Origin of the sequence: Hydrogenophaga sp. 5NK40-0174 (genome assembly GCF_040372165.1) — a bacterium.
GTDB lineage: Bacteria > Pseudomonadota > Gammaproteobacteria > Burkholderiales > Burkholderiaceae_C > Hydrogenophaga.
Map to the genome: position 1 here is coordinate 679,925 of NZ_BAABWG010000003.1, position 24,635 is coordinate 704,559.

The 24,635-nt window shown below is 62.7% G+C and carries 25 protein-coding genes; 21 read left to right on the forward strand and 4 right to left on the reverse strand.

Features of this window, described 5'->3' with window-relative positions; translation table 11 throughout:
• Positions 1–4 precede the first annotated feature (4 nt).
• Both radA and ABWV89_RS12840 read right to left on the reverse strand, forming a co-directional pair.
• The gene (gene radA / locus ABWV89_RS12835) at positions 5–1,477 is read right to left on the reverse strand and encodes a DNA repair protein RadA (protein ID WP_353397272.1); all 1,473 of its coding nucleotides are present in this window, start codon (positions 1,475–1,477) and stop codon (positions 5–7) included.
• A gap of 29 nt (positions 1,478–1,506) precedes the next feature.
• Positions 1,507–2,652 carry an NAD(P)H-dependent flavin oxidoreductase gene (locus ABWV89_RS12840; RefSeq protein ID WP_353397273.1) on the reverse strand — a complete coding sequence of 382 codons (1,146 nt, stop codon included), beginning with the start codon at positions 2,650–2,652 and terminating at the stop codon, positions 1,507–1,509.
• Between the two features lie 122 nt (positions 2,653–2,774).
• Here ABWV89_RS12840 and hpaR point away from each other — a divergent pair, with 122 nt between their 5' ends.
• The 15 genes from hpaR (at position 2,775) to ABWV89_RS12915 (ending at position 16,992) form a co-directional block, all read left to right on the forward strand.
• A complete protein-coding gene (gene hpaR, locus ABWV89_RS12845; RefSeq protein ID WP_353397275.1) occupies positions 2,775–3,281 on the forward strand; it encodes a homoprotocatechuate degradation operon regulator HpaR in 507 nt (168 codons plus the stop codon).
• 42 nt (positions 3,282–3,323) lie between these two features.
• Positions 3,324–3,998: a fumarylacetoacetate hydrolase family protein gene (locus tag ABWV89_RS12850; RefSeq protein ID WP_353397276.1), complete on the forward strand. Its 675-nt coding sequence runs from the start codon at positions 3,324–3,326 to the stop codon at positions 3,996–3,998.
• Positions 3,995–4,792 carry a fumarylacetoacetate hydrolase family protein gene (locus tag ABWV89_RS12855; RefSeq protein ID WP_353397278.1) on the forward strand — a complete coding sequence of 266 codons (798 nt, stop codon included), beginning with the start codon at positions 3,995–3,997 and terminating at the stop codon, positions 4,790–4,792. The genes ABWV89_RS12850 and ABWV89_RS12855 overlap by 4 nt, the downstream gene beginning before the upstream one ends.
• A gap of 36 nt (positions 4,793–4,828) precedes the next feature.
• Positions 4,829–6,298, forward strand: coding sequence for a 5-carboxymethyl-2-hydroxymuconate semialdehyde dehydrogenase (hpaE, locus tag ABWV89_RS12860; protein WP_353397280.1), 1,470 nt, complete (start codon positions 4,829–4,831; stop codon positions 6,296–6,298).
• Positions 6,299–6,467: 169 nt separating this feature from the next.
• Positions 6,468–7,394, forward strand: coding sequence for a 3,4-dihydroxyphenylacetate 2,3-dioxygenase (hpaD, locus tag ABWV89_RS12865; protein ID WP_353397282.1), 927 nt, complete (start codon positions 6,468–6,470; stop codon positions 7,392–7,394).
• A gap of 34 nt (positions 7,395–7,428) precedes the next feature.
• Positions 7,429–7,875 (forward strand): 5-carboxymethyl-2-hydroxymuconate isomerase, encoded by a 447-nt coding sequence (locus ABWV89_RS12870; protein ID WP_353397284.1) that lies wholly within the window; start codon positions 7,429–7,431, stop codon positions 7,873–7,875.
• A 45-nt stretch (positions 7,876–7,920) separates the two neighbouring features.
• Positions 7,921–8,736 (forward strand): 2-oxo-hept-4-ene-1,7-dioate hydratase, encoded by an 816-nt coding sequence (gene hpaH, locus ABWV89_RS12875; protein WP_353397286.1) that lies wholly within the window; start codon positions 7,921–7,923, stop codon positions 8,734–8,736.
• A 191-nt stretch (positions 8,737–8,927) separates the two neighbouring features.
• Positions 8,928–9,698, forward strand: coding sequence for a class II aldolase/adducin family protein (locus ABWV89_RS12880; RefSeq protein WP_353397288.1), 771 nt, complete (start codon positions 8,928–8,930; stop codon positions 9,696–9,698).
• A gap of 38 nt (positions 9,699–9,736) precedes the next feature.
• The gene (locus tag ABWV89_RS12885; RefSeq protein WP_353397538.1) at positions 9,737–10,750 is read left to right on the forward strand and encodes a 2-dehydropantoate 2-reductase; all 1,014 of its coding nucleotides are present in this window, start codon (positions 9,737–9,739) and stop codon (positions 10,748–10,750) included.
• Between the two features lie 78 nt (positions 10,751–10,828).
• The gene (gene hpaI / locus ABWV89_RS12890) at positions 10,829–11,641 is read left to right on the forward strand and encodes a 4-hydroxy-2-oxoheptanedioate aldolase (protein WP_353397290.1); all 813 of its coding nucleotides are present in this window, start codon (positions 10,829–10,831) and stop codon (positions 11,639–11,641) included.
• Between the two features lie 143 nt (positions 11,642–11,784).
• Positions 11,785–12,453, forward strand: a complete 669-nt coding sequence (locus tag ABWV89_RS12895) for a response regulator (RefSeq protein WP_353397292.1) — start codon at positions 11,785–11,787, stop codon at positions 12,451–12,453.
• The gene (locus ABWV89_RS12900) at positions 12,450–13,850 is read left to right on the forward strand and encodes a sensor histidine kinase (RefSeq protein ID WP_353397294.1); all 1,401 of its coding nucleotides are present in this window, start codon (positions 12,450–12,452) and stop codon (positions 13,848–13,850) included. Before ABWV89_RS12895 ends, ABWV89_RS12900 begins: the two co-directional genes overlap by 4 nt.
• A 185-nt stretch (positions 13,851–14,035) precedes the next feature.
• Complete coding sequence (locus ABWV89_RS12905; RefSeq protein WP_353397541.1) at positions 14,036–14,986, forward strand: Bug family tripartite tricarboxylate transporter substrate binding protein; 951 nt, start codon at positions 14,036–14,038, stop codon at positions 14,984–14,986.
• 31 nt (positions 14,987–15,017) lie between these two features.
• Entirely contained in the window at positions 15,018–15,464 is a 447-nt protein-coding gene (locus tag ABWV89_RS12910; protein WP_353397296.1) for a tripartite tricarboxylate transporter TctB family protein, read from the forward strand.
• A 1-nt stretch (position 15,465) separates the two neighbouring features.
• The gene (locus ABWV89_RS12915; protein ID WP_353397298.1) at positions 15,466–16,992 is read left to right on the forward strand and encodes a tripartite tricarboxylate transporter permease; all 1,527 of its coding nucleotides are present in this window, start codon (positions 15,466–15,468) and stop codon (positions 16,990–16,992) included.
• A 38-nt stretch (positions 16,993–17,030) separates the two neighbouring features.
• Here the strand turns inward: ABWV89_RS12915 and ABWV89_RS12920 are convergent, their stop codons facing one another.
• Positions 17,031–18,020, reverse strand: a complete 990-nt coding sequence (locus tag ABWV89_RS12920; RefSeq protein WP_353397299.1) for a LysR family transcriptional regulator — start codon at positions 18,018–18,020, stop codon at positions 17,031–17,033.
• Between the two features lie 126 nt (positions 18,021–18,146).
• Here ABWV89_RS12920 and ABWV89_RS12925 point away from each other — a divergent pair, with 126 nt between their 5' ends.
• From ABWV89_RS12925 to ABWV89_RS12950, 6 genes are all read left to right on the forward strand, one after another.
• Entirely contained in the window at positions 18,147–19,424 is a 1,278-nt protein-coding gene (locus ABWV89_RS12925; protein WP_353397301.1) for an ABC transporter substrate-binding protein, read from the forward strand.
• Positions 19,425–19,468: 44 nt separating this feature from the next.
• Complete coding sequence (locus ABWV89_RS12930) at positions 19,469–20,197, forward strand: ABC transporter ATP-binding protein (protein WP_353397303.1); 729 nt, start codon at positions 19,469–19,471, stop codon at positions 20,195–20,197.
• Positions 20,198–20,217: 20 nt separating this feature from the next.
• Entirely contained in the window at positions 20,218–20,925 is a 708-nt protein-coding gene (locus tag ABWV89_RS12935) for an ABC transporter ATP-binding protein (protein ID WP_353397305.1), read from the forward strand.
• 2 nt (positions 20,926–20,927) lie between these two features.
• A complete protein-coding gene (locus ABWV89_RS12940; protein WP_353397307.1) occupies positions 20,928–21,785 on the forward strand; it encodes a branched-chain amino acid ABC transporter permease in 858 nt (285 codons plus the stop codon).
• A gap of 6 nt (positions 21,786–21,791) precedes the next feature.
• The gene (locus ABWV89_RS12945; protein WP_353397309.1) at positions 21,792–22,787 is read left to right on the forward strand and encodes a branched-chain amino acid ABC transporter permease; all 996 of its coding nucleotides are present in this window, start codon (positions 21,792–21,794) and stop codon (positions 22,785–22,787) included.
• A 103-nt stretch (positions 22,788–22,890) separates the two neighbouring features.
• Positions 22,891–23,205, forward strand: coding sequence for a 2Fe-2S iron-sulfur cluster-binding protein (locus tag ABWV89_RS12950; protein WP_353397311.1), 315 nt, complete (start codon positions 22,891–22,893; stop codon positions 23,203–23,205).
• A gap of 72 nt (positions 23,206–23,277) precedes the next feature.
• Here ABWV89_RS12950 and ABWV89_RS12955 read toward each other — a convergent pair whose 3' ends face one another.
• Positions 23,278–24,555 (reverse strand): ABC transporter substrate-binding protein, encoded by a 1,278-nt coding sequence (locus ABWV89_RS12955; RefSeq protein ID WP_353397313.1) that lies wholly within the window; start codon positions 24,553–24,555, stop codon positions 23,278–23,280.
• Positions 24,556–24,635 lie beyond the last annotated feature (80 nt).

Sequence of the window (24,635 nt, forward strand, 5' to 3'; positions counted from 1 at the left end):
CCGCTCAGTCCAGGCTGCGAGCCAGTTCCATGGCTTCTTCGATGCGGTCTACCGCGTGAATGGTCAAGCCCTCGAAGGCCTTGTCATTTTTCTTGGGCGCGTTGGCCTTGGGCACCACCGCCACCGAAAAGCCGAGCTTGGCGGCTTCTTTCAGGCGCTCTTGCCCGCGGGGCGCCGGACGCACTTCGCCGGCCAGACCGACCTCGCCAAACGCCAGAAAGCCTTTGGGCAAAGGCTTGCCGCGCAAACTGCTGGTGATGGCCAGCATCACCGCCAGGTCGGCCGCCGGTTCGCTGATGCGCACACCGCCCACAGCATTGACGAACACATCCTGGTCCATGCAGGCCACGCCCGCGTGCCGGTGCAGCACCGCCAGCAACATGGCCAGGCGATCGCGCTCCAGACCGACCGACAGGCGCCGAGGCGATGGTCCGCCGCTGTCGACCAGTGCCTGAATCTCCACCAGCATCGGGCGGGTGCCTTCCAGCGTCACCAGCACGCAGCTGCCGGGCACCGGCTCGCTATGTTGCGAAAGGAAGATGGCACTCGGGTTGCTCACACCCTTGAGGCCTTTTTCGGTCATGGCAAACACGCCAATCTCGTTCACCGCACCAAAGCGGTTCTTGATGGCACGCACCAGGCGGAAGCTGCTATGCGTGTCGCCTTCGAAATACAGCACGGTGTCGACCATGTGCTCCAGCACGCGCGGCCCGGCCAGCGCGCCTTCCTTGGTCACATGACCAACCAGCACAATCGCCACGCCGCTGCTTTTGGCGGCGCGCGTCAGGTGGGCCGCACATTCGCGCACCTGGGCCACCGAGCCTGGGGCGCTGGTGAGTTGTTCTGAATAGACCGTCTGGATCGAATCGATGATGGCGATCGCCGGCTTTTGCGCGTCCAGCGTGGCGAGAATTTTCTCCAGCTGGGTTTCGGCCAGCACCTTGACCTGCGAGCCGTCGAGGCCCAAGCGCCTGGATCGAAGAGCGACCTGGGCGCCGCTTTCTTCACCTGTGACGTACAACGTGCCCCCACGCTCCGCCGCTGCGCGGGTCGCTGCCCCCCTAGGGGGCTGATCTGCCTTGGGGCGGCCCGGCGGAAGATCGCTTGTTGATCTTCCAAAGCCGTTGCGCTCTAAGGCATCCACCGCCTGCAACAGCAAAGTCGATTTGCCAATCCCCGGGTCGCCGCCGATCAGCACCACACCGCCTTCGACAATGCCGCCGCCCAGCACACGGTCGAGTTCGCCAATGCCGGTGGGCGTGCGTTGCACGTCGGTCGCCTCAATGTCGGCCAGCGTGGTCACGGCACTGGCAGGCGCCAGGGCGGCGAAACGGTTCTTGGACGCGCTGGCAGACCCCGTTTCCGCCACGGTTTCCACCAGCGTGTTCCAGGCACCGCAAGCCGGGCACTTGCCCAGCCATTTGGGGCTGGTGCCACCGCAATCAGTGCAGCTGTAAAGCGTTTTTTCTTTGGCCATCCTGCGAGCCTACCACTGCCGAGCAGGGTCTATCGCAGCCCCTGTGCCAGGCTTTGGGTAATGGCAGCCGCCGTCGCTTCCCGGCAGGCGCTGACGTTCTGGCCGGCCCAAAGCGGCGAAAAGTCGCCACTGCCTTTGGCTTCCCAATGGCTGCGCAGTGGTGTCATGCCAGCGCTGGCCAGTGGAAATGCCGGGGCAGCCTCGCTCATGGGGCCGAGCTCGCGCATGACCCGGTTGACAATGCCGCGCGCAGGGCGGCCGGAGAACAGCCGGGTCAAAGCCGTGTGCCGTGCGGCGTCGCTTTGCAAGGCGGCGCGGTGCACTGCACTGGTGGTGGCTTCCTTGCTGCACAAATAGGCAGTGCCCACCTGCACGGCTGAAGCGCCCAGGGCAAGGGCGGCCCGCACGCCCGCCGCATCGGCAATGCCGCCCGCGGCAATCACGGGAACGTCAACCGCCGCCACGATTTGCGGGACCAGGGCCAGCGTGCCGATTTGCGATGACAAGTACGTGTCCGACGAGAAGTAGAGATCTGCCGCTGGGCCGCCCCAAGGCAGATCAGCCCCCTCGGGGGGCAGCGACCCGTGCAACGGCGGAGCGTGGGGGCGCAAAAAACTGCCGCGGTGGCCGCCGGCCTCATTTCCTTGAGCAATGATGGCATCGGCCCCGTTTTGTTCCAGCCACAGGGCTTCGGCCACCGTGGTGGCGGTGGACACGACCAGGCAGCCGCACAGCTTGACCCGTTCGAGCAAATCAGGGTGGGGCAGGCCAAAGTGAAAACTGACGATGGGCGGCACGTAGCGCTCCACCAGCACGCAGGCGTCGTGGCCGAACGGTACGCGGGAAGCGTCGCCATCGAATTTGGCCAGGTCGATGCCCGCCTCCTTGTAATAAGGCGCCAAGGCGGACTGCCACTGACCCATTGCCGCTTCATCGGGCGAGGGCGTGGTATGGCAGAAGAAATTGACTGCCCACCAATCCTGCAGCTTCGCTTTTTGCCGCATGGTCTCCAGCGTGGTGGCCAGGGCGGGCAGCCCCAGCATGCCGGCGGGCACGCCGCCCACGCCACCGGCCTTGCATACCGCCAAAGCCAATCGCGTGTCCTGCGCGCCAGCCATCGGGGCCTGAAAGATGCGGGGTTTTTCGAACAGATGGTGAAGAGCGTGCTCGTTCATGGTGAATCCATCATGCCATGCCGTCTTGGGCTTGGAAGATGTGTTTTGCCAACGCGAGCAGGTGGGTCTGGCGTTTCCTTCTGAAAACATTTAATATATTAAATAAATCAGAAAACAGAGACATGAGCCGTTCACCTTCCCCGCCATTTGTTCACCGCAACCTGCCCCGCCTGCTGCTGGAAGCGCGCGAGGCGGTGATGCAGCACACCCGCCCCAGCCTGCGCGAGCATGGCCTGTCCGATCAGCAATGGCGTGTGCTGCGTGTGCTGGGCGAGCATGCCCGGGAACCCGGCGGCGTGGAGACAGGGCGCATTGCCCGCGAGGCCTTTTTGCTCGGTCCCAGCCTCACCGGAGTGCTGGCCCGCATGGAGCGCGATGGCTTGATCGTTCGCAGCCGCTGTGCAGATGACGGCCGCCGCACGGTGGTGCGGGCCACGCCAGAGGGCTTGCGCCTGGTGCGCTCCCTCTCGGCCACGATTGAGACCCACTACGCCTGGATGGAAGAGCGCCTGGGCAAGGCCCGCCTCGCGCAGCTCTACGCCCTGCTGGACGATGTGATTGCACTGGAAATCCCTGATGCGACGGGTGAGAGCGCTCAAGGGGCAGACGAACACGAAGACGCGGCCTGACCCAAGCGTTTGGCCAACAAGATTTTTTCGGAGACACCGATCATGACGATGACCTGGTTGCCGCACTACCTGCCTGAAGGCACCGTGTACGGCGTGTTGCTCAACTTCCAGCGGGAAACGGCCCTGTGGGCAGACCGCATGAACCAAGACCCCTACAAGGCACCACCCAAGGCGCCGGTCCTCTACGTGAAAACGGCGAACACCTTCACGCCCAGCGGGCACGATGTGCCGCTGGCGGCCGACGTGCCAGAAGTGGAAGTGGGGGCCGCCGTGGGCCTGATCATGGGCGAGCCCGGCCAAGGGCCGGTGGCCTGCGCGCTGTTCAGCGACTTGGCCGTTCCGCACGAGAGCTATTTCCGCCCACCGGTGAAGTTCCGTTGCCGCGACGGCTTCCTGGGTGTTGGTCGAGATGCCATCGCGCTGGCCGCTGTGGGTGGGCTGGAAGGTTTGCAGAAACACCTGTTGGAAGTGCGCGTCGATGGCGTCCTTCGCCAGACGGTCCAACTCGGCGACATGGTGCGTGAAGCCAGTGTCTTGCTCGCTGACGTGGCCGAATTCATGACGCTGCAGCGCGGCGATGTGCTGCTGCTGGGCAGCGATTGCCTGGCGGATGGCTCGCGCCCTCGCGCCAAAGTGGGCGACACCGTGGAGGTGAGCGCGGCAGGCTTCAAGCCTGTGGTGACCCACTTTGTGGCTGAAGAGGAGGTGACGGCATGAAGCGCGCACGCATTGCCTGGGCCGGCGCCGTTCATGACGCCATTGAAGTCGCTGATGCCCCTGACCAGCTCGAACTGCTCACGCCTGCCTTGCGCGGCACCCGGGTACCCATGGCAGAGGTGGTCTGGTTGCCGCCGCTGGCGCCCATGCCGGCACACCGGCCGCGGACCGTCCTCGCGCTCGGCCTGAACTACGCCGACCACGCCAAGGAACTGGCATTCAAGGCGCCAACCGAGCCACTGGCTTTTGTCAAAGGCGAGGCGTCGCTGATTGGCCACCGTGCCACCACCGTGCGCCCCGCTGGTGTGAAGAACATGCACTACGAATGCGAGCTCGCCGTGGTGATTGGCCGCAAGGCCCGGCGCGTGTCCAAGGCTGACGCACTGGACTATGTGGGCGGCTACACCGTGGCCAACGACTACGCGATTCGTGACTACCTGGAAAACTGGTACCGCCCGAACCTGCGTGTGAAGAACCGCGACACCTGCACGCCCATCGGCCCCTGGTTGGTGGATGCGGCTCACGTCCACGAACAACTCGGCGGCCCTGGAAATTTGCGCTTGCGCACCACGGTAGACGGCAAGGTCACGCAAGAGGGCACGACCGCCGCCCTGATCTTCGATGTGCCCACGCTCATCGAATATTTCAGCGCCTTCATGACCTTGCAACCGGGCGACCTGATCCTCACCGGCACGCCCGATGGCGTGGTGGATTGCCCCGCCGGCTCTGAGGTGGTGACGGAAATCGAAGGTATCGGCCGCCTGGTGAACTTCATCGTCTCCCCCGCGCAGTGAACACAGATCACAGATTCTTCCCGGACATTGACTGACATGACCCAACGCATCGACCACCTCATCAACGGCCAGACCGTGGCTGGCAACACCTACTTCGAAACCACCAACCCCGCCACCCAGGGCGTGCTGGCTGAAGTCGCCTCCGGCGGCGAAGCGGAGGTGAACGCTGCCGTGGCGGCTGCCAAGGACGCGTTTCCGAAATGGGCCGGCTTGGCCGCACCTGAACGTGCAAAGAAAATCCGTGCCCTGGGCGACCTGATCGCCAAGCACGTGCCAGAAATCGCGCGCACCGAGACCGATGACACCGGGCAGGTGATCGGCCAGACCGGCAAGGCGCTGGTGCCTCGCGCGGCCGACAACTTCTACTACTTTGCCGAGATGTGCACCCGCGTGGATGGCCACACCTATCCCACGCCCACGCATCTGAACTACACGCTGTTCCATCCGGTGGGTGTGTGTGCGCTCATCAGCCCATGGAATGTGCCCTTCATGACCGCGACCTGGAAGGTGGCGCCCTGCCTGGCCTTTGGCAACACGGCCGTGCTCAAGATGAGCGAGCTCTCGCCCATGACGGCGGCGCGTCTGGGTGAGCTGGCACTGGAGGCCGGCATCCCCGCGGGCGTGCTCAACATCGTGCACGGCTACGGCAAGGAAGCGGGCGAGCCGCTGTGTGCCCACCCGGACGTGCGCGCCATCTCCTTCACCGGCTCCACCGCCACCGGCAACCGCATCGTGCAAAGCGCTGGACTGAAGAAGTTCAGCATGGAGCTCGGCGGCAAGAGCCCGTTTGTGATCTTTGACGACGCCGATCTGGACCGAGCACTGGATGCCGCCGTGTTCATGATCTTCTCCAACAACGGCGAGCGTTGCACAGCAGGCAGCCGTATCCTGGTGCAGCAAAGCATTTACGCCGACTTCGTCGAGAAGTTCGCCGAGCGCGCCCGAGGCATCGCCGTGGGTGACCCCCAGAATGAAAAAACCATCATCGGCCCCATGGTCAGCCAGAACCACCTGGCCAAGGTCCGCAGCTACATCGAGCTCGGCCCCAAGGAAGGCGCCACCATGGTTTGCGGCGGCATTGATCGCCCGTCCTACGCCGCAGAGCTGCCCGACCGTGTGAAGAATGGCAACTACGTCTGGCCCACCGTCTTCGCTGACGTGGACAACCGCATGCGCATTGCACAGGAAGAGATCTTTGGCCCGGTGGCCTGCCTGATTCCGTTCAAGGACGAAGCGCACGCCATCGAACTGGCCAATGACATCCAGTACGGCTTGTCGAGCTACGTGTGGACGGAGAACCTGGGCAAGGCGCATCGCGTGGCCGCTTCGATCGAAGCCGGCATGTGTTTTGTGAACAGCCAGAACGTGCGCGACCTGCGCCAGCCCTTTGGCGGCACCAAGGCATCGGGCACTGGCCGTGAGGGCGGCACCTGGAGCTACGAAGTGTTTCTGGAGCCCAAGAACGTGGCGGTGTCGATGGGTTCACACCACATCCCGAAATGGTGACACCCCCGCGCCGCCTGCGGCGTCACCCCCTCAAGGGGGCGGCACGTGCGGACCGGGAAACCCGGATCTGCCGTGCCCTCGGATTGGCGGGTTGGCGTGCGATAGCAGTTGGCGTGTTCGCCGGTTGTTGGCTTGGGCATGAGCTGGTCGATGAATAAAGGAGACTGATATGGGCAAGGTTGCACTGGTGGGAAAGATCACCCACGTGCCTTCGATGTACCTGAGCGAGCTGGACGGACCGCGCAAGGGCACACGCAAGGATGCGATTGACGGGCACAAGATCATTGCCCAGCGTTGTCGCGAGTTGAACGTGGACACCATCGTGGTGTTTGACACGCATTGGCTGGTCAACGCGAACTACCACATCAACTGCGCCAGGCATTGGTCTGGCACGTACACCAGCAACGAGCTGCCGCACTTCATCAGCAACATGGGCTACGCCATTCCGGGCAACCCTGAGCTGGGGAAATTGCTGGCCAAGGTGGCGAACGAGTTCGGGGTGGAAACGCTGGCGCACGACGCCACCACGCTGGCGCCTGAGTACGGCACGCTGGTGCCCATGCGCTACATGAATGAGGACGAGCATTTCAAGGCGATCTCGGTCTCTGCCCTGTGCACCTCGCACTACCTGAACGACAGTGCGCGCCTGGGCTGGGCCATGCGGCGCGCAGTGGAGGACCACTACGACGGCAATGTGGCGTTCCTCGCCAGTGGTTCGCTCAGCCATCGCTTTGCCCAAAACGGTCTGGCGCCCGAGTACGCCTTCAAGATCTGGAGCCCGTTCCTGGAGCACCTGGATCAGGAAGTCATCCGGATGTGGCTGGCAGGTGAGTGGAAGGCTTTCTGCGAGATGCTGCCCGAGTACGCCAGCAAGGGCCATGGCGAAGGCTTCATGCACGACACCGCCATGATGCTGGGCGTGTTGGGCTGGAGCGAGTACCAGGGCCAGGCCGAGATCATCACGCCGTACTTTGGTGCGTCCGGCACGGGCCAGATGAATGCGTTGTTCCCGGTCACGCCGGTGACGGGCAATGCCATTCCGAAGGCGCAAGCTTCGTCGGCAGATGGCTACACCGCCGTCAGCACACGCCTTTGACCCACGCACTCGCATAGACAACGAGGAATCCGCCATGCCTCATCTGGTCATTCTCTACTCTGGCAACCTGGACAAGCCGGCACAAGAAGGCGGCACCGACATGGGCGCGCTGTGCCGCTCGCTGGCCGACACCATGCTGGCCCAGCGCGACGAAGACGGCATGCTGGTCTTCCCGCCGGGCGGCACACGCGTGCTGGCCTACCCCGCAGCACACTGGGCCATTTCGGACGGTGGCGCAGCCGGCCTGGCAGTGGGCAAGGGCGGCGACTATGCCTTTGTGTACATGAATCTGCGCATGGCGCGAGGGCGAAGCGCCTGGGTGCATGAGCAGGCAGGTCGCGCGCTGGAAGCCTGTGTGAAGGCGCATTTTGCCGAGCAGTTTGAGCGCCGGCCGATTGGCGTGACCTTGCAGATCGATGAAGGCGCGGAAGTCTTCGATGCCAAGAACAGCTCCCTGCACCCGCTGTTTCATCGCGACTGAGGCCCCGGGCTATCCCGAAACGGTTTTCCCTTACCCAAGTGACCCATGCTGGACAACGCACTCATTGAACAACTGGCCGCCGAGCTGCAGCAGGCGCAAATCACCCGCACGCAGGTAGAGCACTTCTCCAAGCGCTTTCCCGAGATGACCATCGAAGACGGCTACCGCGTGGGTCGGGCGTGGGTCGCACTGCAGGTAGCCAATGGCCGCAAGATCATCGGCCACAAAATCGGACTGACCTCACGCGCCATGCAGATCTCCAGCCAGATCGACGAGCCCGACTACGGCACCTTGCTCGACGACATGTTCTATGCCTGTCAGCCGGGGCAGGTGCTGGACATTCCCATGGAGCGCTTCATCAAGCCGCGCGTCGAGGTGGAGTTGGCGTTCGTGCTCAAGAAGCCGCTGCGCGGCCCTCATGTCACTGTGGAGCAAGTGATCGACGCCACCTCGTACATCACGCCCGCCATTGAAATCATCGATTCGCGCATCGAGCAATTTGACCGCGACACCAAGGCCATGCGCAAGGTGTTCGACACCATCAGCGACAACGCGGCCAATGCCGCCATCGTGCTGGGTGGAGAGAAGGTCTCGCCCGATGTGCTGGATCGACCCTGGTGCGGCGCCATTCTGCGACAGAACGATGTGGTGGAAGAGACGGGTCTGGCTGCAGGCGTGCAAGGTGACCCCGCCATCGGCATCGCATGGCTGGCCAACAAGCTGGCCCCCTGGGGTGAATCCCTGTCTGCTGGCGAAGTGGTGCTGGCCGGTTCGTTCACCCGCCCGGTGGCGGCAGCGCAGGGCGATGTGTTTGAAGCCGATTACGGGCCGTTGGGGGTGTTGCAGTTCCGCTTCGTGTAGAGAGCTGACCCCCTGCGCCGCTTTGCGGCTTCCCCCCGGAAGGGGGGCACACCTTGGACCGGCGAAGCCGGATCATCGGTGTGTTTGGGTTGAGTGCTTTTGGCCCTCGCAGGTCCAATGGCGAATGATTTGGTGGGGGCGTTCCAGTCAACCCTGGACGGTAGCCCGAAGAAACGACAGGAGACAGAACCATGGCAGACGCATTTCTCAAACCCGCCCGCTTCAGCGATGAAGAATGGCAAGCCCGTGTGCAACTCGCGGCCTGCTACCGCATCTTCGCGCACCTGGGCTGGGAAGAGCTGATCTACAACCATATCTCGCTGCGGGTGCCGACAGAAAAACCTGGTGAGTGTCACTTCCTCATCAACCCCTTTGGCTTGCACTACACCGAGGTCACAGCGTCGAATCTGGTGAAGGTCGATGCCGATGGCAACATCATTGGCAACGACGACTGGCCCATCAACCCGGCGGGCATCACTTTCCACGGCGGTATCCATGCGGCCTTGCCGGATGCGCATTGCGTGATGCATGTACACACCACGCCCACCATGGCCGTGTGTTGCAGCGAAGAGGGGTTGAGCTATACCAATTTCTATGCGGCGCAGTTGTGGAACCAGGTGGCCTATCACGACTTTGAAGGCATCACAGTCCACCCCGAAGAGCGCGATCGCATTCTGGCCTCTGCCGGCGACAAGCGAGTGCTGCTCTTGCGCAACCATGGCCCGGTGGTCATCGGGCAATCGCTGGCCCATGCGTTCAATCTCATGTGGCTGGTGCAGCGTGCCTGTGAGATCCAGCTGGCGTCCTCAGCTCTGGGCGCCTTGCGGCAGATTTCCGTGCCAGTGCTGGAGAGCTGTGTGCGCGACTCGCTCAACTTCAACCCCAAGTTCGGCGCGGGTGAAGATTCCTTCGCCGCCTTGCAACGACTCATTGACCGCATCGACCCGGGGTACCGCGCATGACCATCCCTTCCTCATCCTCTTGCTCCGCTGCGCCTGGGCTGCAACGCGTCGCCATTGTTGGCGTGGGCGCCATCGGTGGATTGTTTGGCGCATGGATGGGCACACGATTGCCCGCAGGACAGATTGCGCTGTCGGCCTTGGCCAGAGGACAAACGCTGGACGCCATCAAGTCCCGGGGCATTGTCTGGACCGACGACGCAGGGCAAGACCACAGTGCGCCGGTGAACGCATCGGACGATGCAGCGGTTTTGGGGCAGCAAGACCTCGTCATCGTCTCAGTCAAAGGCCAGGCCATGCCAGGCGTGGCCGCGCAAGTGCGTCAGCTGATGGGCCCGCATACGGTGGTGCTGGTGGCGATGAACGGCGTGCCGTGGTGGTTCTTTCAAGGGCTCGGGGGCGAAGCCGACGGCTGGCTGCTCGATGCCGTTGATCCGGGCAGTCGCACGGCAGCCGCCATTCCGGCCAGCCAGGTGCTCGGCTGCGTCGTGCACGCCAGTGCGCAGGCGCCAGCGCCTGGTCATGTGGCTCGCGTCAAGAACAACCAGCTCATCATTGGCGAACCTGCGGGAGGGGCGTCTGATCGTGTGAGCGCCGTGGCGGAGTTGCTCAGCGCCTCGGGTTTTGACGTCAAGGTATCAGACCGCATCCAGCGCGACATCTGGTTCAAGCTCTGGGGCAACATGACCATGAACCCTGTCTCTGCCATCACCGGAGCCCCGTGCGACCGCATTCTGGACGACGAGCTGGTGCGCGGCTTTTGCAGTGCAGTGATGCGCGAAGCCCAGGCCATCGGCGCGCGCATTGGTCTGCCCATTGACCAAGACCCGGAAGAGCGCCATGCCCTGACGCGCAAGCTCGGCTCTTTCAAAACCTCCATGTTGCAAGACGTGGAAGCAGGGCGCTCCATCGAACTCGATGCACTGGTGGCTTCCGTGCGCGAAATCGGTCAACGTCTGGGTGTGCCCACCCCATCCATGGACGCACTCATGGGCCTGACACGTTTGATGGCGCAGGAACGCGGCCTCTATCCACAGCCGCAGCCACAGGCATGATGTCTTGATGCAGGGCGTACACTGATTGATCACTCGCGAAGTCCTCGCCATTCCACTTCATTCACGCTTCTCTGAACCATGAAAATCGCTCCCAATGTCTTTCGCAATGCCATGCGCAACGGCGAAGCGCAGATCGGCTACTGGTTGGGTTTTGCCAGTGCCAACGTGGCCGAAGCCATGGCTGGCTGCGGCTATCACTGGCTGCTGATCGATGGCGAGCACGCACCCAATGATCTGAATGTGACGCTGGAACAGTTGCGTGCCGTGGCACCTTACGCCACCCACCCCGTGGTGCGCATCGTCGAGGCCAATGTCGCGCTGGTGAAACGCTACCTCGACATCGGCGCGCAGACATTGCTGGTTCCGATGGTGGATACGCCCGAGCAGGCTGCGCTCATGGTGCAAGCCATGCGCTACCCGCCCGAAGGCATTCGCGGCATGGGCTCCGCGCTGGCACGTGCGTCGCGCTGGAACCAGGTGGACGACTATCTCAACCAGGCCAACAACGAGATGTGCCTGCTGGTGCAGGCCGAAACCGTCGAAGCCATGGGCAACCTCAAGGCCATTGCCGAGGTCGATGGTGTTGACGGCGTTTTCTTTGGACCTGCAGACTTGTCGGCCAGCATGGGATACCGGGGGCAACCCAGCCATCCCGAGGTCAAGAAAGCCATATTGGATGGCATTGCCACGGTGCGTGCGGCGGGCAAGGCGCCGGGCATTCTGGCGGCCGACCCCAAGCTGGCGCGCGAATACCTGGATGCCGGTGCGCTCTTCGTGGCGGTGGGCGTGGACACCACCATGCTCGTCAAGGCTGCAACGGCGTTGCGCCAGCAGTTTGTCCAGACGGCGGAAGATGCCGCTGCCGCACCTCGCGCTTCTGGCGGGTACTGAGCGCCGGTCCCTGTCCGGAAGGTCTGGGTCCTGATGTACAGTTGCAAGCGATCGAGCCTGGGCGTGAGAGAGACAAGGCGTCGTCCAGCCATGTGAACGACTTGCGCCAGGCACCCCGTCCGCGCCCTATGGAGACTGGTCACTTGCGCATCCTGCTCGCCGAAGATGAAACCGAACTGGGCACATGGCTGGTCAAGGCCCTGGGCAAGTCCGACTTTCAGGTCGACTGGGTGAACGATGGCCGGATGGTGCGTCGCAGCCTCAAATCCACCCGATACGACGCGCTCATTCTGGATCTGGGGCTGCCGGGTTTGAGTGGGCAGGATGTGCTGACAGATCTCAGAGAAGCGGACGAACGGCTGCCTGTCCTCATCCTCACCGCGCGCGATTCCCTGATGGAGCGCGTGAGTTGCCTGCACGGCGGGGCAGATGATTTTCTGGCCAAGCCTTTCGACATGGCCGAGCTGGAGGCGAGGTTGATTGCCCTGATTCGCCGTTCGCGCGGCCAGGACCACCCGCGTTTTGCGTGCGGACCCCTGGTGTACGACAGCGCATCCAGACAGTTTCGCCTCAGACACGAAGCGCTTGTGCTCACACCCCGCGAGCAAGCGGTGCTGCGCGCGCTGATTCAGCACCCGGGCGAGCCACTGTCCAAGCGGGAGTTGCTCGATCGCGTGTTTTCGGACGAGCAGGACGTGAATCCGGAAGCCATTGAAGTGCTGATCCACCGTTTGCGCAAACGCCTGGATGGCTCGCCGGTTCGCATCGCCACTTTGCGGGGGCTGGGCTACCAGCTCGAAGCCTTGCCATGACGGCAGGCGCCTGGGCCCGGGCCAGCATCCGCCGGTTTCTGCTGGTTCTGCTCCTGCCGGGACTGGTCGCCGTAACGGCCAGTGAACTGTGGCTGAGCTGGCGTACCGCCACAGACGCCGCTGATGCTGCCTATGACCGTTCGTTGCTGGGAGCTGTCAAGTCCATCGACTCCAGTATTTCCACCGCCAGTGGCGGGCTTGGCGTCGAGTTGCCTTATCGCATGCTGGAGTTTTTCGAACTGACGGCGCAAGGGCAGGTGTTCTACCGGGTGGCCACTGAGGACGGCCTGGTGGAGATTGGCAGCACCGACCTGCCTGCACCGAAGCGCAAGCTGGTGACCGGCGTTCCGCAGTTTCATGAGGCCGAGTACTTTGGCCAGGCGGTGCGCGTGGGCAGCTATGCCAGAGAGTTGAGCCCGCCTCTGGCAGGTCAGTCTGGTACGCAACGCGTGGTGATACAGGTGGCGGAAACCATGGAGGTGCGCAACGAGTTTCGTCGTGCCCTTGTGCTGCAATCTCTGGCGCGCGATGTGCTGCTGATGCTGGCGGCCACGGGGTCACTCGCGCTGGCGATCACCTGGGCGATGAGGCCATTGGATCGGCTGCGTGAGGAAGTCGCAGCGCGTGATCCACAAGACCTGACGCCAATGAACGATGCGGGCGCGCCAGCCGAAGTGCAGCCGCTGGTGCAGGCCATCAATCACCATGTGGCCCGCCACCGTGAACAGACCGAAGCGCGTCGCCGCTTCATCGACGACGCCTCGCACCAGTTGCGCACCCCACTGACCACGCTGGCCACCCAGGTGTCCTATGCCCAGCGGGAGACCGACCCTGGAGCCGTGCGTGAAACGCTGGACACCATCAGGGAGCAGCTGGACGAAACCATCCGTCAGACCAACCAGATGCTGTCGCTGGCCCGAGCTGACAGCGCGCCGCCACAACACCAGGAGTTTGATGCTGTCGATCTGGCTGAATCACTGATGCGCAAGTGGTGGAGGACGGCGCGTGAGCATGGTGTGGATCTGGGGCTGGATGTTCCCGGTCAGCCATTGCCCGTCAGAGGTGACGCGGGCCTGCTCGCAGAGGCGTTGTCCAACTTGCTGCACAACGCCATTCGACATGGTGGTGCCGGCTGCCATGTGACATTGATGGTGCGTGCCGAGCCGGACGCCAGCGTGGTCATCAGCGTGACAGATGACGGACCGGGCTTGCCGGCCGACGAGCTGCCCCGGGCTGGTGAGCGGTTTTTCAGAGGGCGGTCAAACGCGGTGCCGGGCTCCGGGCTGGGCCTGGCGATCGTGCGTACCGTGGCCGAACGCCACGGAGGGCAAATGCGGGTGAGCGCCGGTGTGGCGGGGCGAGGTCTGGCGGTGGTGTTGCATCTGCCAGCTCGGTAGCTTCCCACAGCGGTCTCGGGTTAACCCGTATCTTTTGGCCGTTTTTCTGAAAGCCCATTGAAAGTACCGATTCCCTACAGTGCCCTCGTCGCACCGTTTCGGGCGAAAGACAAACACACCCACGAGGAGACACTTTCATGAGCATTGCTGCCAAGTTCATCGCCGCCGCCGTATCGGCCACCGCCATGGTGGCCGTCACCAGTGTGGCGGCCAATCCGCTGGAAAAGACCGAGTGCATTGCACCGGCCAAGCCCGGTGGCGGTTTTGACCTCACCTGCAAACTGGCACAAAGTGCGCTGCAAGACGGCAAGTACATCGACAACCCGATGCGCGTGACCTACATGCCCGGTGGTATCGGCGCAGTGGCCTACAACACGGTCATTGCCCAGCGACCCGACGATGCCCACGCCATCGTGGCCTTCTCCGGCGGCTCCCTGTTGAATCTGGCGCAAGGCAAGTTCGGGCGTTACTCGGAAAACGATGTGCGCTGGCTCGCTGCCATCGGCGCAGACTACGGCGCGGTGGTCGTTGCTGACAGTTCGCCGTACAAGTCCCTCAATGATGTGCTGGCCGCCATGAAGGCCGATCCCACCAAGGTGGTGCTCGGCGCAGGTGGCACCGTGGGCAGCCAGGACTGGATGAAGGCCGCACTCGTGGCCCGCGCTGGCGGCGTCAATCCCAAGACCATGCGATACGTTGCCTTCGAAGGCGGCGGCGAAGCGTTGACAGCCTTGCAAGGTGGCCATATCCACGTGTACAGCGGCGATGCGGCCGAAGCCATGCAGCAGATCAAGGCTGGCGCCAAGGTGCGTATCCTGGCTGTGATGAACGACAAGCGCCTGCCGGGCGACATGGCCGATGTTCCAACGGCTGTCGAGCAAGGCTTTGACGTGCAGTGGGCCATTATCCGTGGCTTTTATGTGGGTCCCAAGGTCAGCGACGCCGACTACAAGGTGTGGGCAGACACCTTCGCCAAGATGATGGCAACCCCTGCCTACGACAAATTGCGAAGCGACCGTGGGCTGTTCCCTCTGGCCATGACCGGCGCACCACTGGATGCCTACGTCAAGAAGCAGGTGGGCGAGTATCGCAAGCTGGCCGAAGAGTTTGGCCTGAACGTGGTGCCGGCCAAGTAAGCACTGCTTCTCTCCCAGGAGTTTCATCACCATGAGTGACCGCGTCCTCGGCGCGGTGTGTGTTGTCGCGTCCGCCGCCATGGCGTGGGCCGCGCAAGACTATGCCGCTGCCATATCCTACGAACCGGTTGGCCCCCGGGCATTCCCGCTGCTGCTGGCCTGCGGCCTTGGCCTCTCGGGTCTCTGGCTGGTGCTGAGACCCAGCGCCGGCGCCCAGGCCTTTCAGTCTGTTCCCTGGAGGGCCACAGTCCTGTGCGCTGCGGCCGTGCTCGGCTACGCCATGCTGTTCCAGTGGCTGGGCTTTCCGCTGGCCACTGCCATGATGGCCTTGCCCGTGGGCATGGCCTTCGGCGGCAGCTGGAAGCAGTCACTGATCGGTGGTGCAGCCCTGGGTGGCGTGCTCTATCTCTTGTTCGACAAGCTGCTGGATGTGGTGCTTCCCGCCGGTCCACTGGCCACCCTGTTGGGAGGAGGCTGACATGGAAGTCCTTCAACACCTGATCGACGGATTCGCTGTCGCGCTCACGCCCACCAATCTGCTCATTGCCGCCTTTGGCTGTTTTGTGGGAACGGTTGTGGGCCTGTTGCCTGGGCTTGGCCCCATCAATGGCGTTGCGATTCTCATGCCGCTGGCCTTTGCCATGCGCTTGCCGGCAGAGACTTCGCTCATCCTGCTCGCTGCGGTCTACATCGGCTGCGAGTACGGCGGACGCATTTCTTCGATTCTGCTCAACGTGCCGGGCGATGCGGGAGCGATCATGACGGCCATTGACGGCAACCCCATGGCCCGCAATGGTCTTGGCGGGGTCGCCTTGTCCATCTCTGCCTGGAGCTCGTTCGTCGGGTCGCTGATCGCCACGGCAGGCATTGTGCTGTTCGCGCCCTGGCTGGCGAGCTGGGCGCTGTCCTTCGGCCCGGCCGAGTACTTCGCGCTCATGTGTTTTGCCTTCGCCTGCATCGCTGGGCTCATGGGAGAGGCGCCCGTCAAGGCGGGCCTGGCAGCCATCATCGGTTTGTCCATGTCCTGCATCGGCCTGGATTCCAACTCCGGGGTCTACCGGTTCACCGGTGGTGACGTGCACCTCTCCGATGGCATCCAGTTCGTGGTGGTGGTCATTGGTGTGTTCTCCATCAGCGAGCTGCTGCTCATGCTGCAGGAGCAACACAAGAACACAGGGCCCATCACGCAGACCGGGCGCATGCTGTTCAACCTGAAGGAACTGACCCACACCTGGTGGGGGACGGTTCGTTCCAGTGTGGTGGGCTTTGTGGTCGGCGTCCTGCCCGGCGCAGGTGCCACCATCGCCAGTGCCATGACCTACTCCATGGAGCGCAGGCTGACAGACACCGAAGGCACCTTTGGCAAGGGCGACATCCGGGGTGTCGCAGCGCCCGAAGCCGCCAACAACGCATCGGCCACGGGATCGTTTGTGCCCATGCTCACGCTGGGCGTTCCCGGCTCGGGTACCACGGCTGTCATGGTGGGGGCGCTCTCCCTGTACAACATCACCCCGGGGCCAGCACTGTTCAGTCAACAGCCAGGCCTGGTGTGGGGACTGATCGCATCACTGTTTCTGGCCAATGTCATTCTGGTTGCCCTGAACATTCCCCTGGTCGGCGTGTTCACCAAGGTGTTGAGTGTGCCCAACTGGCTGTTGGTGCCGGGCATTGTGGCGGTGAGCAGTGTCGGGGTGTATGCCGTGCATGCCACCACGTTCGATCTGATGCTGATGACGGGCCTGGGCTTTGCTGCCTACCTCCTGCGCCAGCAAGGCATCCCCATGGCGCCATTGATCCTGGGCTTTGTGCTCGGCGACATGATGGAGCAGAACCTGCGCAGGGCACTGTCGATCAGTAACGGAGATCCGGCCATCCTGATCGAAAGTCCGATCGCCATCGGCCTTTGGGTGGCGGCGATCATCATGCTGGTGGTTCCCTTGACCATGCGACTGCTCACGCGCCGTCGGAACGCACCCGTGCCTGCTGACCAGGTCAAGCCGGCATAACGGCGCTGCCTGGTTTCACTGCACACTCGGAGCGCAGTTCAGCGCCGGGGCTTGCGTCTGGTTTCAGCCTTGCCGTTGCTCTTCGCTCCTGCCGGCGCCTTTGTCTTCTTTCCAGCTGAAGACGGTGAGGCGGTGGCATTGGCACTGGCGCGGCATGCCTTGACCACTGCAGCACAGAGCGTGCTCAGATCCTGAGAGGTATCGCCCACGCGCGTCGTCATCAGCACGGGCGAGACCACGCCCAGGTTGCTGATGGGGCGATAGGTGATGTCGTCGCGCGTGAGGCGCTGCACCGATTGCGGCACCACCGATGCACCCATACCTGCGGCGACCAGACCGATGGCCGTTTGCAGTCCGTTGGTTTCATAGCTGTGGAGTATGGGGAAGCCATGGGCGCGGAACTGCGTGGCCACCTGGTCTGCAAAGCTGGGACGCGGTGTGGCCGGGTACAGGATGATGGTCGTCTCTGAAAGCTGTTTGAGCGAGAGTGACTTGTAGCGGGCGAGCGGACTGCTCGCTGGCAGAGCAGCCACCATGGTCTCTTCAAAAATCATGGTGTTGAGCAGGCCATCGGCGTTGACAGCGAGTCGTCCAAAGCCCACGTCAATGCGGCCCGCCTGCAATGCTTCGGCCTGTTGCACCGAGGTGAGTTCCTTGAGCACCACATCGATGTCGGGATTTTGTGCCATGAAGGCTTGCACCACCTTGGGCAGGGCGCCGTACAGCATCGACGGTACAAAGCCCACCCCCAGCCATCGCCGTCGGCCCGCGCCCAGGCGTCGTGTGGCTTCGCACATCTCTTCGATGCGTGCCAATACCTGGGTGGACTGCTCAAAGAAAAATGAGCCTGCACGCGTGAGTGCCAGCGGGCGTGAAGACCGGTCGATGAGCATTACGCCCAGCTCGTCTTCCAGCTGTTGAATCTGCCGCGACAGGGGTGGCTGCGCGATGTGCAGCTGCTCGGCGGCGCGTGTGAAGTTCAGCGTATTGGCCAGAACTTCGAAGTAGCGGAGATGTCTGAGTTCCACAATACCTCACAGGTATAAATAGAGAGCCATTCGATATTGGACACCCTTTTACCTGCATGTGATCATTTCTGCCGGCATCAAGTGCATCCACTTTCATGCACGACAAAGATTCTAGGAGACACAAACATGCAAGGTGAGATTTCCCGCCGCACGCTGCTGAAATCAGCGTCGGCCACCGCGGCTGTGGCCACTCTCGGCGCCACCAGCCTGGCCCGTGCGCAAACAGCCGGCACCATCAAGATTGGTTACGTGAGCCCCAAGACCGGGCCACTGGCCGCCTTTGCCGAACCCGATGACTTCACGCTGGCGCAAGTGCGCAAGGCGGTTGCCGGCGGCATCATGGTCGGCGGCAAGAAGTATGCAGTCGAGATCATCTATAAGGATTCACAGTCCAGCCCCAACAAGGCCGGTACGGCCGCCGCAGAACTGATCTTGCGCGACGAGGTGGACCTGGTGGTCGCCTCCGCCACGCCAGCCACCACCAACCCGGTGGCCGACCAGTGCGAACTCAACGGCGTGCCTTGCATCACCAACGATGCACCCTGGCAGCCCTACTTCTTCGGCCGCAAGGGTGATCCGAAGCAGGGCTTCGAGTGGACCTACCACTTCTTCTGGGGTCTGGAGGACGTGATCGGTGCCTTCACCGGCGTATGGGACAAGAGCGGTGCCAACAAAGTGGTTGACGCGCTGTGGCCCAACGACGAAGACGGCAACGCCTGGGGCGATGCCAAGCTGGGCTTCCCGCCTGTGCTGGCCAAGAAGGGCTTCAAGGTCGTGGACCGTGGTCGTTTCCAGTCCCCCATCAACGACTTCTCTTCCTTTATCTCGGAATTCAAATCGCAAGGCGTGGACATTGTCACTGGGGTGGTGCCGCCACCGGACTTTGCCAATTTCTGGAACCAGGCCGGCCAGCAAGGCTTCAAGCCCAAGATGGTCACCGTGGCCAAGGCCACCGAGTTTCCTGCTGCCATTTCTGCCTTTGGCGATCGCGCTGAAGGCCTGACGGTCGAAGCCATGTGGACACCAGGCCATCCGTTCAAGTCCACTATGACCGGCCAAACCTCCAGGGAGTTGGCCGACGCCTACATGAAGGCCACGGGTCGTCAGTGGCTGGTCACGCTGGGCTTCAAACAGGCTTTGTTCGAAGTGGCACTCGATGTGCTCAAGCGCGCTGCCGAGCGCAGCCCGGAGGCGATTCGCGACGCCATTGCCGCCACCGATATGACCACCACCGTGGGCAAGGTCAACTTCAAGAAGGGTCCTGTGCCCAACGTGGCCAAGACGCCGCTGGTTTGCGGCCAATGGCAAAAGCGTGGCAAGGGTCTGGAACTCGTCGTGGTGGACAACACGCTGGCGCCTGAGATTCCCAAGCAAGCCGACCTGCTTCCGATCAAGTACGCCTGATCGGTCGAACGGAATATCCAGCACAAGAAAGAAAGCGGTTTGTTGTGAGTGCTACTCCGCTACTGAAGTTGGCGGCGGTCAGCAAGCGCTTTGGCGCCGTGACCGTCACCAACGATGTCAGCCTGTCAGTCAGGGAAGGTGAAACGCTAGGGATTCTGGGGCCGAACGGTGCGGGCAAGACCACGCTGTTCAACCTGATCTCGGGCGACGTCGCCGCCGATGGGGGGCGCATCGAGTTCGATGGGAAGGACATCAGTGACCTCAAACCCCACCAGCGCTGCCGCGCGGGGATTGGGCGGAGCTACCAGGTGCCCCAGCCGTTTGGTCACATGAGTGTTTTCGAGAACCTGGTGACGGCAGCCTGCTTTGGCGGCGACCAAAGCGAGAAGCAGGCCTGGGCCACGGCCGTCGAGGTGCTGGAGAAGACCGGCCTGAGCGATCAGGCCAACCAGCCCGCCGGCGGCCTGACCTTGCTCAATCGCAAACGCCTTGAATTGGCGCGTGCCTTGTCGACTCGTCCCAAGCTTTTGCTGCTGGACGAGATCGCGGGTGGCCTCACGGAGCACGAAGCACGCGAGCTGGTCGATGAGCTCAAGCGCATCAAGGCCGAAGGCGTGACCATGGTCTGGATCGAGCACGTGGTGCATGCGCTCCTCTCGATTGCCGATCGCTTGTTCGTCATCAATTTCGGCTCCAAGCTTGCTGAAGGTGAACCGCAAGCAGTGATGAACGACGAGGACGTTCGCCGTGTCTACATGGGGATGGAAGCATGACGGGCGATGTGCCAACTGCAATGAACAACCCAGTCGTCCTCACGACCCATGGCCTGCAAGCCTTTTATGGCGACGCGCAAGCCTTGTTCGGTATCGACTTCGAGCTGCGTCGCGGCGAAGTGGTGGCCATCATCGGCGCCAATGGTGCTGGCAAGAGCACATTCCTCAAATGCCTCACAGGATTGGTCAAGGCTGAACGCGATGCCATTCGCTATGCCAAGGAGGGTATCGGTGGCATCCCGCCGGGCGAGATTGTCAAGAAAGGCATCGCCATGGTGCCCGAAGGGCGTCGTCTGTTCCCCAGCCTCACCGTGGAAGAAAACCTGTTGATGGGGGCTTTCGCCGGACGCAAAGGCAGCTGGAACCTGGAGCGCCTGTTCGCCATGTTCCCCATCCTCAAGGAAAAGCGGGCACTGCCTTCGGGTGCGTTGTCTGGTGGCCAGCAGCAAATGGTCGCCATTGGCCGCGCGCTGATGAGCAACCCCGACGTGCTGCTGTGCGACGAGCTCTCGCTCGGCCTCGCCCCCATTGTCATCAAGGAAATCTACGACGCGCTGCCATCCATCATCGGTGATGGCATGAGCGTGGTCGTGGTCGAACAGGATGTGAGCCTTGCACAGCAAGTCTCGCAACGTGTGTATTGCTATCAGGAAGGCCGCGTGTCGCTGGAGGGAGCGAGCCAATCGCTGACCCGCGAGCAGATCAGCGAAGCCTATTTTGGTGTCTGAACATGATGGAAGTTTTGGTTCAGGGCATCTTGCTCGGCGGTCTGTACTGTCTGTTCGCGCAAGGATTGTCCGTGATGTTCGGGGTCATGCGGCTGACCAATATTGCACAGGGCGATTTCATCGTGCTGGCAGCATTTGTCGGCGTGGCGCTGGCCGCCCAGTTCGGTGGCGGCTTCATGCTCGCCTTGTTGGCGCTGTTGCCCGTGAGTTTTGTCATTGGTCACCAGTTGCAGGCCCGCGTGCTCAATCCCACCATGGGCAAAGATCCGTTGCCATCACTGGTGGTGACCTTTGGTTTGTCCATCGTCATCCAGAACGGCTTGCAGGAAATCTTCTCGGCCGACCCGCGCTCGCTACCGTCCGACGGGCTCAACACCCAGAGCTTTGAGTTGGCTGGCATGTACATTGGCGTGCTGCCCGTTCTGATTTTTGTGGCGGCGCTGATGTGTACCGGTTTCTTGCAATGGCTGTTCTCCAGCACCAAGCTCGGCCGTGCGTTTCGTGCAGTGTCGGATGACCGGGAGATTTCCGAGATCATGGGCTTGCATGCCAAGCGCATCTACGCGCTGGCCACCGGCATTGCCTTCGTGCTGATCGCCATCGCCGGCTGGTTCCAGTCATTGCGCACCACGGTCGCGCCAACGGATGGCCCCATGTTGCTTTTGTTCGCCTTCGAGGCCGTGATCATCGGCGGCATGGGTTCGTTCTGGGGAACGCTGGTTGGCGCCATGGTGCTGGGCGTGACGCAGCAGATCGGCTTCCGCCTGGATCCGGGCTGGGGCCTGTGGCTGGGTCACCTGGTGTTTTTGTTGGTCCTCGTGGTGCGTCCGCAGGGTCTCTTTCCCAAGACGCGAGGCTGAAAGCAAATGGATTTCAAGGTTGTTCGTGGCTCACGGGCCAGCACGGTTGCATTGGTGCTGGCACTGGTGTGGCTGGTGTTCGCGGCGTCTTTGCCGCTGTGGGGCTCTTCCGCATGGAAGCGCGAGTTCGTTGAATTCTCCTGCTACTTCATCTTCGCGATGATGTGGAACCTGCTGGCCGGCTATGGCGGCATGGTGTCGGTGGGTCAGCAGGCCTTCTTTGGACTGGGCGGCTACGCCATGCTGGTGCTGGCCGACTTTGCGGGCATCAACCCCTTTGTCTCCATCGTGCTGGCCGCGCTGGTGGTGGCGGTGGCCGCTGTGCCGGTGTCGTGGGTGGCCTTCCGTTTGCAGGGCGGCTACTTTGCAGTGGGTACCTGGGTGATTGCCGAAGTGTTTCGCCTCAGCGTGGCCAACGTCTCGGCCATCGGTGGCGGATCGGGCACCAGCTTGCAGGCGCTTCGAGGCATCAGCCGCATGACGCGCGAGAACACCACCTACTGGATGGCGTTGGCCTGCGTGGTTCTGTGCATCGGTGGCGTCTACCTGTTCCTTCGCAGCAAGGAAGGCTTGGCTTTGCAGGCCATCCGGGACAACGAAGTGGCCGCCGAAAGCCAAGGCATTGCGGTGGGCCGCATGAAGCTGGCGGTCTATGTGGTGGCCGCGATGGGCTGCGCGCTGGCGGGGGCACTCTACTTTGTCAGCAACATCCGCATCAGCCCGGATGCCGCCTTTGGTGTCAACTGGACCGCGTTTGCCATCTTCATTGTGGTCATTGGTGGCATCGGCCGCATCGAAGGGCCCATGCTCGGTTCCGTGATCTTCTGGCTGCTCAACAAGTTCTTTGTCGACTACGGCACCTGGTATCAGCTGGGCCTTGGCGCTCTGGCCATTGTGGTGACGTTGACCTTCAAGCGCGGCTTGTGGGGGGCGCTGCAAAGTCGCACCGGTCTGAACCTGTTCCCGACGCAGCGACGGCTGCAATTGCCTTCCAGCAATTGACTTCATGTCTCCTTATCCACCCTGTCGGTCCCTAGACCTTCAGGGTGTTTTTTATCAACGAACATGGCCCGCACGGTGCATCAGACGCCGGTGGGAGACAAGCATGCCCTCGTACAACATCACCATTGAAGACACCCGGGAAACCTATCCTTGCGCAGATGAGCGCGATTTGCTCAAAGGCATGGAACGCCTGGGCAAAAAGGGCGTCCCCGTGGGGTGCCGCAACGGTGGCTGCGGCATTTGCAAGGTGCACATCGAGTCGGGTGAATTTCGCACCCGCGTCATGAGCCGCGCGCATGTGACTGCTGAAGAAGAGCAGGCCGGCACCGTGCTGGCGTGTCGGGCTTATCCGCTCAGCGATGTGCGCCTGAGTGTGATTGGCCTGATGAAGAAGAACGTGTGCCGCACGAACGCTTGAGGCAATGAACCCGAGGTGTCTTCTCAATCCCGGGTGAACTGGACAGGCGCCGACTTTTTGGCATGGCAGTGTTCAGGTGGCCACTTGCAATGGCGAGGTCACCGGGATCATAAGGTAGCGTGAATTGTCCACCACTTCCAGAATCCAGCGCCCCTTGTCGTTGCGTTGCCATTGACCACCCACGGCAGGTGTGGTGCAGACATTGCGGTTGGGGTGCCGGTCGCGCCAGTTCACCGGCCCCACCACGGTGTGGACCCTCAGGCGCTCGATGGTTTGGCGAACGTCTTCGCGCGAAGTCGATGGCGTCTCCCGGAAAATGGCTGCCGCCACGTCTACCAGTGCGTGGGAGAAGCCCAGTGCCTGCACCCATGGCTTGCCGGTCTTCTCCTCGTATTCCTGTGCCACCTGCTCGGCCTTCTGGCCGGTAAGGGTGGAGCGGAACGGCCATGCAGGGGACCACCACACTTCGTTGGTCAGCGTCAGGCCGGGGCGGTGCACTTGCGCTGCCGTCTCCGGGAATACAAAGGCCTTGGCGATGGAGGCCATGGCGGGCTGGTAGTCCACCTTGCGCGCTGCGTCAAAGAAGGCGATGGCCGCCGGCGGCGGCAGCACGCCAGTGACCATGCGCACGCCGTCGCGTTTGAACTGCAGTGCCAGTGCAGACCAGTCTGGTTGCGCCAGGTCCACGCGGTACGGCACGGACAGCGACAGCCCCTTCTTGTCGAATGCGCCCGGAAAAGCTTTCAGAAAGGCGTCTGCATCCAGATCGTTGCCGTACAAACCGCCGACGGTCTTGCCCAGGCGAGCTTTGGCCAGCAAGCTGGAGTACACGTCCGCGAAATCCTCCAGGCCACAGAAAAAGTGGAAGGTCCAGTCGAATCCTTTGGTGGGCGTGGCACCCCGTCCGTAGTACCAGGCCTGCCAGGGCGCGTTGGCTGTCACGCATGGCATGGCGGCGGCTTCGCACACGTCTGCCACCGGATTGCACATTTCCGGCGTGGCCGTGGCCACCACCAGGTGAGCGCCAGCGGCAATCGCTTCCTGCGCGAGTTGTGCGGCGCGTGGCGGTGAAGACGCTGCGTCCACCAGCGTCAATTCGATGCGACGCTGGCGGCCGTCGGGTGCCGGCACGCCTGCCGAGAGCATCGGCGCCAATGCCTGGCTGACGTATCGGTCACTGACGCCGAACGGGGCCAGTGGACCGGTTTGCGGACTCACCCAGGTGACTTTGATGACGTCGATCTCTGCCGCGGCAGACAAAGTCGGGCAAGCGGCGGCTGCACCAGTCGCGGCGGCACTGATCAGGGCGTGACGGCGCGTCCACCCTGGGGGCTGAGTTTGGTCGGTCATGTTTGTCTCCTGATGTTTGTGGTCGGCACCCGTGTCTCCAGGTGTCCGGCCAGACCGATGGAAAGGACCCCTCCCTCCCG

Bases quoted from the DNA above. Each gene is read 5' to 3' on its own strand.
- radA (WP_353397272.1), bottom strand. From the start codon at position 1,477: ATGGCCAAAGAAAAAACGCTTTACAGCTGCACTGATTGCGGTGGCACC.
- ABWV89_RS12840 (WP_353397273.1), bottom strand. From the start codon at position 2,652: ATGAACGAGCACGCTCTTCACCATCTGTTCGAAAAACCCCGCATCTTT.
- hpaR (WP_353397275.1), top strand. From the start codon at position 2,775: ATGAGCCGTTCACCTTCCCCGCCATTTGTTCACCGCAACCTGCCCCGC.
- ABWV89_RS12850 (WP_353397276.1), top strand. From the start codon at position 3,324: ATGACGATGACCTGGTTGCCGCACTACCTGCCTGAAGGCACCGTGTAC.
- ABWV89_RS12855 (WP_353397278.1), top strand. From the start codon at position 3,995: ATGAAGCGCGCACGCATTGCCTGGGCCGGCGCCGTTCATGACGCCATT.
- hpaE (WP_353397280.1), top strand. From the start codon at position 4,829: ATGACCCAACGCATCGACCACCTCATCAACGGCCAGACCGTGGCTGGC.
- hpaD (WP_353397282.1), top strand. From the start codon at position 6,468: ATGGGCAAGGTTGCACTGGTGGGAAAGATCACCCACGTGCCTTCGATG.
- ABWV89_RS12870 (WP_353397284.1), top strand. From the start codon at position 7,429: ATGCCTCATCTGGTCATTCTCTACTCTGGCAACCTGGACAAGCCGGCA.
- hpaH (WP_353397286.1), top strand. From the start codon at position 7,921: ATGCTGGACAACGCACTCATTGAACAACTGGCCGCCGAGCTGCAGCAG.
- ABWV89_RS12880 (WP_353397288.1), top strand. From the start codon at position 8,928: ATGGCAGACGCATTTCTCAAACCCGCCCGCTTCAGCGATGAAGAATGG.
- hpaI (WP_353397290.1), top strand. From the start codon at position 10,829: ATGAAAATCGCTCCCAATGTCTTTCGCAATGCCATGCGCAACGGCGAA.
- ABWV89_RS12900 (WP_353397294.1), top strand. From the start codon at position 12,450: ATGACGGCAGGCGCCTGGGCCCGGGCCAGCATCCGCCGGTTTCTGCTG.
- ABWV89_RS12905 (WP_353397541.1), top strand. From the start codon at position 14,036: ATGGTGGCCGTCACCAGTGTGGCGGCCAATCCGCTGGAAAAGACCGAG.
- ABWV89_RS12910 (WP_353397296.1), top strand. From the start codon at position 15,018: ATGAGTGACCGCGTCCTCGGCGCGGTGTGTGTTGTCGCGTCCGCCGCC.
- ABWV89_RS12915 (WP_353397298.1), top strand. From the start codon at position 15,466: ATGGAAGTCCTTCAACACCTGATCGACGGATTCGCTGTCGCGCTCACG.
- ABWV89_RS12925 (WP_353397301.1), top strand. From the start codon at position 18,147: ATGCAAGGTGAGATTTCCCGCCGCACGCTGCTGAAATCAGCGTCGGCC.
- ABWV89_RS12935 (WP_353397305.1), top strand. From the start codon at position 20,218: ATGAACAACCCAGTCGTCCTCACGACCCATGGCCTGCAAGCCTTTTAT.
- ABWV89_RS12940 (WP_353397307.1), top strand. From the start codon at position 20,928: ATGATGGAAGTTTTGGTTCAGGGCATCTTGCTCGGCGGTCTGTACTGT.
- ABWV89_RS12945 (WP_353397309.1), top strand. From the start codon at position 21,792: ATGGATTTCAAGGTTGTTCGTGGCTCACGGGCCAGCACGGTTGCATTG.
- ABWV89_RS12950 (WP_353397311.1), top strand. From the start codon at position 22,891: ATGCCCTCGTACAACATCACCATTGAAGACACCCGGGAAACCTATCCT.
- ABWV89_RS12955 (WP_353397313.1), bottom strand. From the start codon at position 24,555: ATGACCGACCAAACTCAGCCCCCAGGGTGGACGCGCCGTCACGCCCTG.